13 protein-coding genes are annotated in these 13,376 nt (G+C 71.7%); 9 read left to right on the top strand and 4 right to left on the bottom strand.

Features of this window, described 5'->3' with window-relative positions:
• Positions 1-265: 265 nt before the first annotated feature.
• From AC1DBL_RS11750 to AC1DBL_RS11735, 4 genes are read left to right on the top strand one after another with little or no spacing between them, the layout of a single operon-like run.
• Complete coding sequence (locus tag AC1DBL_RS11750; RefSeq protein ID WP_476926160.1) at positions 266-688, top strand: cupredoxin domain-containing protein; 423 nt, start codon at positions 266-268, stop codon at positions 686-688.
• Positions 685-1,161 (top strand): hypothetical protein, encoded by a 477-nt coding sequence (locus AC1DBL_RS11745; protein WP_476892613.1) that lies wholly within the window; start codon positions 685-687, stop codon positions 1,159-1,161. Before AC1DBL_RS11750 ends, AC1DBL_RS11745 begins: the two co-directional genes overlap by 4 nt.
• Before the next feature lie 34 nt (positions 1,162-1,195).
• Complete coding sequence (locus tag AC1DBL_RS11740; protein WP_476909423.1) at positions 1,196-1,945, top strand: CDP-alcohol phosphatidyltransferase family protein; 750 nt, start codon at positions 1,196-1,198, stop codon at positions 1,943-1,945.
• A 23-nt stretch (positions 1,946-1,968) separates the two neighbouring features.
• A complete protein-coding gene (locus AC1DBL_RS11735; protein ID WP_476926159.1) occupies positions 1,969-2,994 on the top strand; it encodes an isopenicillin N synthase family dioxygenase in 1,026 nt (341 codons plus the stop codon).
• Between the two features lie 12 nt (positions 2,995-3,006).
• Here AC1DBL_RS11735 and ligD read toward each other — a convergent pair whose 3' ends face one another.
• The 3 genes from ligD to AC1DBL_RS11720 are packed head-to-tail and all read right to left on the bottom strand — an operon-like array spanning position 3,007 to position 7,908.
• Positions 3,007-4,029 (bottom strand): non-homologous end-joining DNA ligase, encoded by a 1,023-nt coding sequence (ligD, locus tag AC1DBL_RS11730; protein WP_476926158.1) that lies wholly within the window; start codon positions 4,027-4,029, stop codon positions 3,007-3,009.
• 46 nt (positions 4,030-4,075) lie between these two features.
• A complete protein-coding gene (locus AC1DBL_RS11725; RefSeq protein ID WP_476926157.1) occupies positions 4,076-6,625 on the bottom strand; it encodes a cation-translocating P-type ATPase in 2,550 nt (849 codons plus the stop codon).
• Complete coding sequence (locus tag AC1DBL_RS11720; RefSeq protein ID WP_441418635.1) at positions 6,625-7,908, bottom strand: class I SAM-dependent methyltransferase; 1,284 nt, start codon at positions 7,906-7,908, stop codon at positions 6,625-6,627. The genes AC1DBL_RS11725 and AC1DBL_RS11720 overlap by 1 nt, the downstream gene beginning before the upstream one ends.
• A 154-nt stretch (positions 7,909-8,062) precedes the next feature.
• Between AC1DBL_RS11720 and AC1DBL_RS11715 the strand changes: the two genes are divergently transcribed.
• From AC1DBL_RS11715 to AC1DBL_RS11695, 5 genes are all read left to right on the top strand, one after another.
• Complete coding sequence (locus tag AC1DBL_RS11715; protein ID WP_441418634.1) at positions 8,063-8,413, top strand: hypothetical protein; 351 nt, start codon at positions 8,063-8,065, stop codon at positions 8,411-8,413.
• The gene (locus AC1DBL_RS11710; RefSeq protein WP_476926156.1) at positions 8,400-9,092 is read left to right on the top strand and encodes an alpha/beta hydrolase family protein; all 693 of its coding nucleotides are present in this window, start codon (positions 8,400-8,402) and stop codon (positions 9,090-9,092) included. The genes AC1DBL_RS11715 and AC1DBL_RS11710 overlap by 14 nt, the downstream gene beginning before the upstream one ends.
• A gap of 11 nt (positions 9,093-9,103) precedes the next feature.
• Positions 9,104-10,024, top strand: coding sequence for an amidohydrolase family protein (locus AC1DBL_RS11705; protein ID WP_476926155.1), 921 nt, complete (start codon positions 9,104-9,106; stop codon positions 10,022-10,024).
• Between the two features lie 65 nt (positions 10,025-10,089).
• On the top strand, positions 10,090-10,311 hold the full coding sequence (locus AC1DBL_RS11700; protein WP_441418631.1) for a hypothetical protein: 222 nt from the start codon (positions 10,090-10,092) through the stop codon (positions 10,309-10,311).
• A gap of 41 nt (positions 10,312-10,352) precedes the next feature.
• Positions 10,353-10,577, top strand: a complete 225-nt coding sequence (locus tag AC1DBL_RS11695; protein WP_476909427.1) for a VOC family protein — start codon at positions 10,353-10,355, stop codon at positions 10,575-10,577.
• 27 nt (positions 10,578-10,604) lie between these two features.
• Here the strand turns inward: AC1DBL_RS11695 and AC1DBL_RS11690 are convergent, their stop codons facing one another.
• The gene (locus AC1DBL_RS11690; protein ID WP_476926154.1) at positions 10,605-13,289 is read right to left on the bottom strand and encodes an ATP-dependent RNA helicase; all 2,685 of its coding nucleotides are present in this window, start codon (positions 13,287-13,289) and stop codon (positions 10,605-10,607) included.
• Between the last annotated feature and the right edge of the window lie 87 nt (positions 13,290-13,376).

The raw sequence follows: 13,376 nt of genomic DNA, 5'->3' as shown, positions 1-13,376 counted from the left end.
TGAGTACGCACCCCCGAGGAAATACAGGTAGCCGGCAGCCTGGCCAAGTAGCTTCCGGGGGCAAGCAGGGCTCCTTCAAGTAGCCCTGCACCCTCACCGGGTCTGTCGCGCCGGGCCGTCGTTCGCTCCACGCCCCCCTCGGAGCGCCCGGGAATTTCGGCTGAAGACCCCGCCGGCGCACCGGCGCCATGTGCCCGTAACGGGAGCAGAATTGAAGCAGGCAACTTCACGTCCACAGCCGCGTCAAGGTCTAAGAGGGTGCGCTATGAACACCGGGAATGTTCGCGTCACGCTGCTGCTCGCGGCGGTCCTGCTGGGTGCCGCGGGATGCGCCCCGGGAGGCGGGAGCACGGCTCCGGCGAGCGCATCCGCGACAGAGGGCATGCAGATGGGCTCCGGAGCCTCCGGCGGCCCGCCCGGCAGTTCGTCCGCGGCGGCGTCGACGGCGGCGATCACCGTGCGCGACTTTGCGTACACGCCGCTGGTCGTCGCCGCCGGGGCGCAGGTCACCGTGACGAACATGGACAGCGCCGAGCACACGGTCACCGCGGACGACGGCCCGGCGTTCGACGTCGACGTCAAGGGCAGCGGCGGCACCGCCACCTTCACCGCGCCGTCAAAGCCGGGAACGTACGCCTATCACTGCACCTTCCACCCCGGCATGCACGGAACGCTGACGGTCAAGTGAACGTCCCGATCCGCAGTGGGACGCGGGGGCGGGACCTGGCCCTGCGGTCGCTGACGGCCGTGGCCCTGCTGATCGACGCCGGGGTCCACCTCCATCTCGCACCCGGCTACCAGGCCGGATCCCCGCAGGGTATCGGCCAGGGCACCCTCTTCCTGCTCGAATCCGCGGCGGCGGCGCTCGCCGCCCTGGCGGTCCTCCTGCGCGGCAGCAGGACCGCCTATGCGTTCGCCTTGCTCGTGGCGTTGAGCGCCTTCGCTGCCGTCGTGTTCTACCGCTACGTGGACCTGCCCGCATTCGGCCCGTTTCCGGCCATGTACGAGCCCGTCTGGTACCCGGAGAAGACGGTCAGCGCCATTGCGGAGGGTGCCGGAGTTGCGCTGGCGGGCATCGGCCTGGCTTGGACCCGGCACGCCGGCCAGCCCTCGCCGGCCGGCCCGCCAGTCCGCCGCCGCCCTGACCGACCCCCGAGCTGAGAAGTGCGTTGTTCGCATTGGGGGCGAGGTGACCATGCCCCACCGATTCCCGCGCCGTGCGGCGGCCGACGTGACCGCCGCCGTGGCTGCCTACCTCGGGGCCGGCAGCTGGCTCGCATCCCTTGGCTCCCCCGGCGTCACAGCCGGTGTCCTGGCCGTCGGGGCCGGCGCCGCCGTGCTCGTCCGTACGGCCGGGTCCATCCTGCTGCGGGAGCCCCGCGTGTGCACGCCGGCCGACCGCGTCACCTTGGTCCGCGCCGTGCTGGTGGCGTGTTGCGCTGCCCTCACGGTCGCCGGCATCCTTGGCCGGCAACCGCCCGCCGCGGTCCTCGTCTTCCTGGGCGCCGCAGCCTTCGCGCTCGACGCCCTGGACGGTCCTGTGGCGAGGCGGACCGGGACCGCGTCCGCGGCGGGAGCGCGCCTGGACACCGAGACCGATGCGGCGCTCACCCTGGTGCTGTCCTGCGCCGCCGCGGTGTCCACCGGGGCGTGGGTCCTCCTGATCGGACTCATGTACTACGCGTTTGCCGTCGCGGGCAGGTTCCGTCCGGGCCTGCAGAAGACTCTTCCCCCGTCGCCCCTCCGCAAGGCCATCGGTGCACTTCAGCCCTTTGCCCTGCTGCTGGCCCTGACGCCGGGTGTCCCGTCCGCGGCGGGCACGACGGCGCTCCTCGTGGCGCTTGCGCTCCTGCTCTTCTCGTTTGGCCGTGACACCGCGGCGCTGGAGCGGCTGCACCGCTCCGGCCCCGTTGCTGCCGCCACTCCGGGCACCTTCAATAGCTGAAGTACCGGTGCTACCTTGCAGTGATGGACACTCGAACCGAATCAATCCCGGTGTTGGACCTGGGTGCGGCGAGAAACGACGACGGTTCATTCAACCCCGCCTTTGTTGCCGAGCTCCGCGACGCCAGCCACCGGGTGGGCTTCTTCCAGTTGATCGGCTATGGCGCCACCGGCGCGCAAGTCGATGAGCTCTTCGACGTCACGCGCCGGTTTTTCAATCTTCCGGAAGCGGACCGGCTGGCGCTGGACAACCGCAAGTCGCCGCATTTCCGCGGCTATACGCGGCTCGGCCACGAAGTGACGCAGGGACGGCCGGACGCACGGGAACAGCTGGACTTCGGTCCCGAGCGCCCCGCCCTGCGCGACTACCCGGCCGAGCAGCCGTACTGGCTGATCCAGGGGCCCAACCTCTGGCCGGATAAGGCCCTCCCGGAGCTACGCACCGTCGCCATGGCCTGGGCCGATCGAATGTGCGTGGTGGGCGCGGAACTGCTGCGCGCGATCGCGGTCTCGCTGGAACTTCCCGAAGACCACTTCGCCGCCGCCTTCGAGGGGACACCCGCGTGGATGGCCAAGCTCACGCACTACGTCGGCGGCGTGGTCCCGGCGGCCGGAACCCAGGGCGTCGGTGCGCACGCCGACTACGGCTTCGTCACCCTACTGCTGCAGGACCGTGTGGGCGGCCTGGAGGTGCGGCCGCACGGCAGCGACGACTGGATTCCGGTGGCGCCGCTCGAAGGGGCCCTGGTGGTGAACCTGGGCGAAATGCTGGAGGTTGCGACCCAGGGGTACCTCTCGGCGACGATCCACCGGGTGCAGGCGCCGCCGCCCGGCGTCGACCGCTATACGGTTCCGTTCTTCTGGTCGCCGCGGCTGGACGCCGTCATCGATCCGGTCCCGCTGCCGCCGGCCCTGGCGGCGCAGTCCCGCGGGCTTTCGGACGATCCGGACAACCCGATGCTCGCCTCCTACGGGGCGAACGTGCTCAAGGGCTGGCTCCGCGCCCACCCCGAGGTCGCCAGGCTGCACCACCCCGAACTGGTCCAGTAAGAGGGTCCGTTTCTAGTCCTTGCTCCGGGCCCGGCTGGGCTGCACCCGCGGCGGCTCGCCGGGCATTTTCGGGAAGTCGGGCGGGAAGGGAAGCTCGCCGAGACCCGCGGCCACGTCCCGTTCCCACCACCCGAGCAGGGCCTCGATGGAGCCTGGGCTGGCATGCATGTCCGCCCACGGATCCCCGGTGGCCTTGAGCCGGGCGGGAACGGTGGCGACGGTGAAGTCCTTGGGGTCCGCGCCGTCCAGCTCGTCCCACTCCAGCGGGCAGGATACGGTGGCGTCGGGCAGCGCCCGCGGGCTGTAGGCCCCGGCCATGGTGCGGTCACGGTTGGCCTGGTTGAAGTCGATGAACACCCGCGTGCCGCGTTCCTCCTTCCACCACGCTGTGGTGACCTGCTCCGGCATCCGGCGCTCGAGTTCGCGCGCGGCGGCGATGACGGCGTGCCGCACCTCGAGGAACTCATGCGCGGGCTCGATCGGTGCGAAGACGTGGAGCCCGCGGTTGCCGGAGGTCTTGATGAAGGCCGTCAGCCCCGCTTCGGCCAGCACCTTGCGCAGTTCCTGGGCCGCCGGCACGGCGTCCCGGAAGCTGGTGCCCGGCTGCGGGTCAAGGTCGATCCGCAGCTGGTCCGGGTTGTCCGGGTTCGCAGCCCGCGACGCCCACGGGTGGAAGACCACCGTGTTCATCTGCACCGCCCACACCGCGGCGGCTATCTCATCGATCACCAGCTGGGGATGCGACCGGCGGCTCGGATAGACCACGTCCACGGCCCGCACGAAGTCCGGGGCCCCCTTGGGCGGGTTCTTCGAGAAGAACTGCTCGCCGTCGACGTCGCCGGAGAACCGCTGCAACGTGATGGGGCGGCCGCCATTAGCGGCCAGGAATGCGTCCCCGACGGCGACCATGTAGTGGGCCAGGTCCAGCTTGCTCAGGCCCGCTTCGGGCCACAGCAGCCTGCTGGGACTGGAGATCCTGACTTCCCTGCTGCCGTCTGGTCCCGCAACGGAGACCGTCGTTTCTTCCCGCGCCATGAGGATCAAGCTACCCCGGGGCGCTGTCCAAGGAAAGGAGGCAGCGTCAGGGCCGGCGGACGGTCTTGTAGATTTCGAACCAGACCACCCCGGCGGCCCCGGCCACGAGCGCCAGCAGCCAGTCCCCCGGCCCCAGCGGCCCCAGGTCGAAGGCGCCGCGCAGCCCCGGGACGCTCAGCAGCACCACCAGGAACAGCGCCGCACCGCCGACCACCCACTTCAACGTCCGGTTCCGGCGCTCGCGGAACGTCCGCCAGACCGGCAACCGCCAGGACCGGTTCACCAGGATCAGCGACAGGTTGCCGATGACCAGGGTGGCGAAGGAGACCGAACGGACGACGTCGTCCGCCTTCCCGCTGCCGATGCTCCAGAGGTAGACGCCGACGACGGCCGCCAGCACGGCGAGCCCCTGGCAGGCGGCGATGACCAGGACCCGGCGGCCGAAGATGCCCTGGCCGGCCTTGCGCGGCGGCTGGTCCATGATCGCCGGGTCGATCTCCTCGGCTTCGAAGACCACGGAGCACGCCGGGTCGATGATGAGTTCCAGGAACGCGATCTGGACCGGCAGCAGCACCAGCGGCCACTCGCTGACGAAAACCGGCAGCAGGGACATGCCGACGATCGGGACGTGGACGGCGATGGTGTACGCGAGCGCCTTGCGCAGGTTGTCGAAGATCCCGCGGCCCTGGCGGATGCCGCCCGCGATGGAACTGAAATCGTCGTCGGTGATGACCAGGTCCGCGGATTCGCGGGCCACATCGGTGCCGCGCGCGCCCATCGCGATGCCAATGTCCGCCGCGCGCAGGGCCGGAGCGTCGTTGACGCCGTCGCCGGTCATGCCGACCACCTCGCCGTTGACCTTGAGGGCACGGATCAGCCGGAGTTTCTGCTCCGGCACCATCCTTGCGAACACACTGACGGTCCGGATGCGCCGGGCCAGCTCATCATCCGCCATGGCCCCGAGCTCGGGGCCTGTGATGACGCCCGCGCCGTGGTCCAGGCCGATCTCGCGGGCGATCGCCAAAGCCGTTCCGGGATAGTCCCCGGTGATCATCACGGTCCGGACCCCCGCCCGCGCGCAGGCCGCGACGGCGTCGGCCGCGCCGGGCCGCAACGGGTCGTTCAGGCCCACGAGGCCGAGGTACTCAAAGTCGAAATCACGCTGGAATTCCGGCAGGCTCCCGGCCCGGTCGAACACGGCGCGCGCCACGGCGAGGACCCGTTGGCCGCCGGCGGTGGCCGTCTCGACTTCGGCGGTCAGGACCGCAAGCTGGGCCGGGTTCAGGCGGCACAGCCTGGCAATCGCCTCCGGGGCACCCTTGGCGGCCACGACGTAGCGGTTTCCGTCGGCGGCGCGCCAGACGTGCGAGAGGGCCAGCAGGCTTTCGGAGAGCGGGTACTCCCGCACCAGTTCCCAGTCGGCGTGCAGGTGTTCGCTGTCGCCGAGGTACTTCGCGCCCACCGCTTTGAAGGCCTTGTCCATCGGATCGAAAGGATCCACCGGGGAGGCGAGCACACCGAACTCCGCGATCGCGTGGAAGGCCTCCGGCAGCGGCCGGTCGTCGACGGTGAAGCTCTGTCCCCCGACCACCAGCTGGCGCACGGTCATGCTGTTCAGGGTCAGGGTACCGGTCTTGTCTACGCAGATGACGGTCGCCGCACCCAGGGCCTCGATCACCGGCGAGCGCCGGGTCAGCACATGCTTTTGCGACATCCGCCACGCGCCGAGGGCCAGGAACACGGTCAGCACCACCGGGAACTCCTCGGGCAGCATCGCCATCGCGGTCGCGATGCCGGCCAGCAGTCCTTCCAGCCAGTTCCCCCGGGTCAGCCCGTACACGACCACGACGACGGCGGCGGCCGCCAGGCCGAACACGGCCACATACCGGACCAGCCGGTCGATTTCCCGTTGCAGCGGGGTGGGTTCCTGTTCGATGGAGCGCAGGGCCGAGCCGATGCGGCCCAGTTCGGTGCCCGCTCCCGTCGCCTTGACCAGCGCCAGGCCGTGGCCCTTCACCACCAGGGTGCCGGAGAAGATCCAGGGCGTCGCGTCCCCGCCTGGCCGGCCCAGCGCCTCCGCCGCGGCAAGGGCCGCGTCCGGTACCTTGCGGACCGGGACCGACTCCCCGGTCAGGGCGGATTCGTCCGCCGCGAAGTTGCGGGCCTCCAGCAGCACCGCGTCGGCCGGCACCCGGTCCCCTTCGGCGAGCACGGCGAGGTCCCCGCGCACCACCTCGCGCCCGGGGATGCGTATCTGCTCCCCGTCGCGGACCACGAGTGCGCGCGGGGAGGACAAATCCCGGAGGGCTGCGAGGGCGTTCTCGGTCTTGCGCTCCTGATAGATGGAAATACCGATCACCACCACGACGAAGGACATCAGCAGCACGCCGTCGAGCAGTTCGGCCAGCAGGAAGTTCACGGTCCCGGCGACCAGCAGCAGGAGCAACATGGGCTGGCGGATCACGGCCCAGCTCTGCTGCAGGAGATTGCGCGGCTTCGCTGTCGGAAGCTCGTTCGGCCCCTCGGCCGCCAGCCGCCGGGCTGCCTCCGCTGCGGAGAGCCCCTCCGCGACGGCGGCGGCCGGTCCGGGTGTCATCAGAGCCAGGCGGTCCGGCGCAGCGGGGGTTCGGCGCCACCGGCGCGCTGCACCAGGACTTGGTTCACTCCCGTGGTTCCGGCCTCGAATCCCAGCGCACTGGCGGCCATATAGAGCCGCCAGACCCGGGCCCGGCCCGGACTGCTGGCCCGAACGGCCTCGTCCCAGTGGCGTTCCAGGTTCTGCACCCATGCCCGCAGGGTCAGCGCGTAGTGCGGGCGCAACGCCTCGACGTCGAGCACTTCCAGGCCGCTGGCCTCCAGGGCGCCGATCATCTCGGTGAGGCTGAGCATCTCGCCGTCCGGGAAGACGTAACGCGGGATGAAGGAGTTCGGATCGGGGTCGGTCGGTCCGGCGTTCCAGGAGATGGCGTGGTTCAGCAGCCGGCCGCCGGGGCGGAGCAACCCGTGCAGCCGGGAGGCGTAGTGGCCGATCTGTTCGCGGCCCACATGCTCGGACATGCCGATGGAGCTGATCGCATCGAACGGTCCGTCCGACACGTCGCGGTAGTCCTGGATCCGGATCTCGACCCGGTCCGTCAGCCCTGCTTCCGCCACCCGTTTCCGTGCCAGTTCCGCCTGCTCGGCGGACAGGGTGACGCCGACGACGTCGGCCCCGTAGCGTTCAGCGGCGTGGATGGCGAAGCTGCCCCAGCCGCAGCCAACGTCCAGCACCCGCATGCCTGGCCGGAGTCCGAGCTTGCGGCAGACCAGATCAAGTTTTGCTTCCTGCGCCGCGTCCAGGCCCGTCCCGGGAGTGTCCCAGACCGCGCAGGAGTAAACCAGGGACGGGCCAAGCACGAGGGCGTAGAAGCTGTTCCCGACGTCGTAGTGGTGCGAGATGGCGGCGGCGTCGCGCCTGCGGGAATGCCGCCGGCCCTTGCGCGCCACGCGGGCCTCCTCGGGGGGCGGGGCCGGGTTCGGTCCCAGCGCGCCGAGCCGCACCGCGGCCGCGGCCAGGGTCCCCAGTTCCCGGACGGTGGGGCGCCGGAACGGCCCGGGCTCGGCGAATTTCCCCGCCGAGCTGAGGGCGGCGAAACTGGCAAAGATGTCGCCGGGCGCCTCAATCTCGCCGGCGACGTAGGCCCGGCTCAGGCCCAGCTGGCCGGGCGAGAAGAGGATCCGCCGCAGCGCCCGGCGTGAGTGGAACACCAGCAGCGGGGCGCCCTCCGGTCCGGCTTCCGAACCGTCCCAGGCGCGCAGCCGGAGCGGAATGTCCGTGGTACCGAGCACGATGGCCAGCGCAGCGGCCAGCCGCGACGCGGCTCCAGCAGTAGTCGACATGGTTCTTTCCTCTCAGCCGGTGGCTTGCCCCAGCCCCAATCTATTGGCAACCGGGACGCCCGAACAGGGGCCGGACGTCCCGGAATCGCGCGCTTCGGCAACGGTCGGCGGGCCGCTCTGGTGCTCGCCGCGGCCGGTGATTAGGGTGGCAGACATGGCTGAGGCATTTTCGTCCCTCGTGGACGCGTTCAAGAACGTGGGGGTGTCCCGGGCGTACGGCGCTCCCGTGCAGCTCGACGGCGAGGAACTGATCCCCGTGGCGCTGGTGTCGTTCGGGTTCGGCGGCGGGAGCGCCCCGGCCTCCGAGGACGCTCCCGCGGGGTCCGGCGGCGGGGGCGGCGGCTTCGTCCTGCCGCTTGGCGTTTATGCCCGCAGCCGGGGCGGCCGCGTCGTGTTCCGGCCCAACCCGGTCGCGGTGCTGCTCGGCCTGGCACCGGTGGTCTGCGCTGTTGGTTTGATGCTGCGGGCTGTGTCACTGCGGGGACTCCTGCATGGCCGCCGCTGAACTCCCGCTGACCATCGACGTCGACGGCACGGCAGTATCCGGGATCTACGCCAGGCCGCCGAGACCCGCCGCGACTCTTGTCGTCGCCCACGGCGCAGGGGCCGGGATGGAGCACCCGTTCCTTCGGGGTTTCACCGCGACCTTGAACGACGACGGCGTCGCAACGCTGCGGTTCAACTTCCCGTACCGCGAGGCGGGCCGGAAGTTCCCGGACCGGCCGCCGGTGGCCATCGCGGCCTGGCGGGCGGCGATGGCCGCGGCCGCTGCCCGTTCCGAGGGCGAACCGCTCTGGGCCGCCGGGAAGTCCTTCGGCGGCCGGATGGCGTCGATGGCGGTCGCGGAGGGCATGCCCGCGGCCGGTCTGGTGTACCTCGGCTATCCGCTGCATCCGCCGGGCAAACCGGAGAAACTGCGTGACGGACACCTCTACGGGCTCACCGTGCCGATGCTGTTCCTCCAGGGCACCAGGGACACCTTCGCCACCCGCGGGCTGCTGGAGTCCGTGGTGGAGCGCCTCGGCCCGGCCGCGACGCTGCAGTGGCGTGAGGGCGGGGACCATACCTTCGCCGTGGCCGGGGCGAAGCGGTCGCCGGAAGAGATCGGGGCGGGCCTTGCGGCCGCGGTGGCGGATTTCATCCGGCTGCACAGCGCCGACCCGGCCTCCGAGGGCGCCCGGTGAAAGGGACGGAGGTGCCGGGCACCCGCACCGGCCGGCCGGGATCACTGGGCGACGGCGACGTCCCCGCGTGGTGGCAGCGGCTGGGGTTGCCGGGGCTGATCGACATCCACACGCATTTCCTCCCCGAGCGGATGCTGCGGCGGGTCTGGGCGCATTTCGATGAGGCCGGACCGCTGGTGGGCAGGCCCTGGCCGATCACCTACCGCACGGACCAGGACAGCAGGTTGGCCCGGCTCCGGCAATTGGGGGTCCGACGCTTCACCGCCCTTACCTACGCGCACCGGCCCGGGATGGCGGCGGACCTCACGGACTTTGCCCTGGACCTCGCCTCGGCTGAGCCGGACTGCGTGCCCAGCGCCACGTTCTACCCGGAGGACGGCGTGCTGGGGCAGGTCGAGTCTGCCCTCCACCGCGGCGCGCGCGTCTTCAAGATCCACGCCCAGGTGGGCGGTTTCGACCTGCGCGAGCCGGTCCTGGACCCGGTCTGGGGACTCCTCGCGGACGCGGCCGTTCCCGTGGTGGTGCATGTGGGCAGCGGCCCGGTGCCGAGGGCCGGGTTCACCGGCCCGGACAAGCTTGAGGGCGTGCTGCGCCGGCATCCCGGGCTCACCGCCGTCGTCGCGCATCTGGGCACGCCGGAATACGGGGAATTCCTTGCCCTGGCCGAAAAGTTCCCGCGCGTCCACCTCGACACCACGATGGCGTTTACCGACTTTTTTGAAGAGGTGGCCCCGTTCCCGGCCAGGCTGCTGCCGAGGCTCTCGGAATTTGCGGACCGGATCGTGCTCGGCAGCGACTTCCCGAACATCCCGTACCCCTACGCGCACCAGCTTGAGGCACTCGAACGGCTCCGCGACAAGGAGCCACGGCTCGACGACGACTGGCTGCGGGCGGTGTGCTGGTTCAACGGCGAACGGCTGATCGGCAGCTGATCCCCAGTTGTTCCGGTTGCGGGCAATGGTTCCCATAACGGCTCCGAGGCTGAATGATGGTGCCCATGAGCAAACCATATGAAGCGTCCCGGCGCGTCGAATCCAGCAATCCCGAGGCAGTGGCAACAGCGGTCCGGGAGGCCACCCACGAACTCCGCGACGAACTTCAGCGCGACGGGATCGAGGTCAGCTTCCAGGACCTGGCCCTGCTGGGCCATTCGGAATCCTGGGACGGCGAGGGCCAGCGCTGGGTCCACGTTGCCTGGGAGGGCGCCGAGGCCGGGTAGCAAGGGTGCCCACCGGCGGGCCCCGGGACCAGCATCCGCTCATGATGACGAAGCTTTTCGCCTACCTCAGCTACCAGGATGCCCCTGCCGCGCTGGACTGGATGGAGCGGCTCGGGTTTGAGGTCGTCCGCCGCGAGGACGGGGCCGGGGGCCGGGTCGTCCATGCGGAAGTCCGCCTCGGCGGTGCAGTGCTGGCACGGGTGCTGGACCCGCAAGGACAGGAGTGGAACGCCGGGACGTATGAACCCGGTCTTCCCGGGGCTTGACGGAGCTGCGGGGGTCGGCCCCGGCCGTCATATCCTGCTCTTGACCCTGGCCGTCGCGGGTGCCGTCCAGGGATCCTCAGGCCAGGGATGCTTCGGGTAGCGGCCGCGCATCTCCGCCCGGACCTGCGCGTAGGGCCCGGACCAGAAGGATGCCAGATCGTCGGTCACCGCGAGCGGCCGTCTGGCAGGCGAGAGCAGGTGGAACAACACCGGCACGCGGCCATCCACCAGCCGCGGCGTCTGATCCCAGCCGAAGCACTCCTGCAGCTTGACCGCGACCACCGGCCGGCCGACGTCGTCATCCGCCTCGGGGTAATCGATCCGCACCCGCGAGCCGCTGGGTACCTCCAGCGCCTCCGGAGCCAACTCCCCCAGCCGTCCCGCTTCGGGCCAGGGCAGCAGCCGCCGCAACGGTTCGGCCAGGCCGATGCCGCTCGTTGCGGCACCGGCGGCCAGGGCCTCGAGCTCCGGCGCCAGCCACTCGTCCAGGCGGGCCAGCAGGGCGGGCTCTGACATGTCCGGCCAGGGTTCGCCCAGTTCGCGGTGCAGCAGGGCCAGTCGCCGGCGCAAGGCGTCTGCCGCCGTCGACCAGCCGATCGTCTGCAGCCCTGCCTGCGCCAGGGCGCGCGCCACCGCGGCGCGGCCTTCCGCCGCGGACGGACGCACCGGCGTCGAGGAGAGCATGATCGCGCCCAGGCGGCGTTCCCGGCGGGCGGTGACCCGGCCCTGGCCGAATCCTGCCTCCACGGTGTCGCTGAGCAAATGCCGCGCGGCGTCCTCCGCGGCCTCCGCCGTCAGCGGCGCGGCTGACCGGATGACCGCGCCGGTTCCGGCCGCGTCTTTCCCGTCGGCGCGCGAAACCTCGGCAACGGCGAGCCACTCGTGGCCGGCCAGGCGGCTGCCGCCCGGGAGCCCGGCCCGGGTTCCGGAGGACAGCAAGTAGCGCTCGCCCGGTCCCGGGACCCGGCGCGCCACCCGGTCCGGGAACGCGAGGGCGACGACGAATCCGGTGCCGTCCGTGCCGGCTGCGGGCGCCGTCGGCAGCGACGCCACGCTGCCGGACTGCGGCTGGCGGGCAATGGCCTCCATCCGCCGGACGTCGTCCGCCCAGCGACGGGACCCCGGGTCGTTGCCGGAGCGCAGGGCGCTCAGTAGTCCGGGCAGGTCGGCGCCGGGGGCGCGTTGTCCGCCGGCGACGACGGCGACGGCCTCCGCCGCGGTGCGGTGCCCCACGGCGGCGGCGCCGTCCAGCAGGGCGCGGGCGAGCCGCGGATCCGCCGGAATCCGGGCCAGCGTCTTGCCGAGCTCCGTGGCCAGGCCCGCGGGTCCCACCGCGCCGAGTTCGCGCAGCACTTCAACGGCCTCGTCCATCGCAGCCCTGGGCGGGGCGTCCGGGAGTGCCAGCCCGCTGCCGCCCGGCGAGCCCCAGCAGGCCAGCACCAAGGCTGCGCCCGTCAGGTCGGCGACGGCAATCTCCGGGGTCTGATGGGCAGGGGCGGCTCCGTAGCTTTTCTGGTCATAGCAGCGGACCACGCGTCCGGGGCCCAGCCGGGCGGCCCGTCCGGCGCGCTGTTCGGCGGAGGCCCGGGAACAGGACACGGTCACCAGGCCGGTCATGCCGCGCCCCGCGTCCCGCCGCGGTTCGCGGGAGAGACCGGAATCGACCACCAGGCGTACGCCCGGCACCGTCACGGAGGACTCGGCGAGCGCGGTGGAGACGATGATCCGAGCGGGTTCGCCGGGGCTGCGGCCCGATACGGCCCGGTCCTGAGTGGCCGGGCCCACCTGGCCGTGCAGCTCCAGCACCTCTGCCGTCACCCGGCCGCGCAGCCGGGCGGCGACGTGGGAGACCTCCCGCGCACCCGGGACGAAGACCAGGGCATCGATGTCCTCTCCGGCGGCGAGCGCCGCGGCGTGGGCGTCAGCGGCCGTATCCGCCACATGGTCCAGGAACGCGCGCGTCACTCCCCGGGCGTCCAGGCGGGCGGCCGGGGCGGGCGTCCACTGGACCTCGAGCGGGTACAGCGCGGAAGGACAGCCCACAACGGGAGCCGCGCCGCCGCCGTCGTGCCCGCCGGCCCCTGCGCCGCGCCCCTCCGGCAAGGTGTCCGACGGCGGCGTCGTGTCCCCCAGCAGGGCGGCGAAGCGCGGCGCGTCCAGGGTGGCTGACATGGCGACGAGCGTGAGGTCCCCGCGCAGCTGCCGGACCTCGGCGAGCATGCCGAGCAGCAGGTCGGTCTCCAGTCCCCGTTCGTGGACCTCATCGAGCACCACCGCATCGGTGCCCTCCAGCCCGGGATCGGCGAGGAGGCGGCGCAACAGGATGCCGGGAGTGACGAACTCGATCCAGGTGCCGGGGCCGGCCTGGCGGTCGCCGCGGACCGTGTAGCCGACGCGCCCGCCCAGCGGGCTGCCGTCCAAAGCGGCGAGGCGCCGGGCCGCGGAACGCGCGGCGACGCGGCGCGGCTGGGTCACCACGATGCGCGGGGCGCGCACACCGGCGCCGTGGGCAAGGTTGGCCAGCAGCGGCGGGACCAGGGTGGTCTTGCCCGTACCCGGGGGCGCCTCGACCACCGCCGTGCCCGCCGGGGATCCCGCCTGCAGGGCCTCCGCGAGCTTGCCCAGGGAAGCGGCAAAGACCAGACCGGTTCCAATGGAGCCGAGATCGAAGGGCTTGTCCGCCGGGTTGGGAGCAGTGGGCGTTGGAGTCACTCCTCCATTGTCCCCCGCCGAGCCTGGCGGCAGTTCTGCAGGCCCATCCTGCCTGCCCTGTATCGCTTCAACGCCTAGGCTGCGGCG

The sequence above is a fragment of the Arthrobacter sp. 10T44 genome (assembly GCF_056393885.1).
The sequence above is the reverse complement of the archived record's forward strand: the minus strand, read 5'-3'. Positions and strand labels throughout refer to the sequence as shown.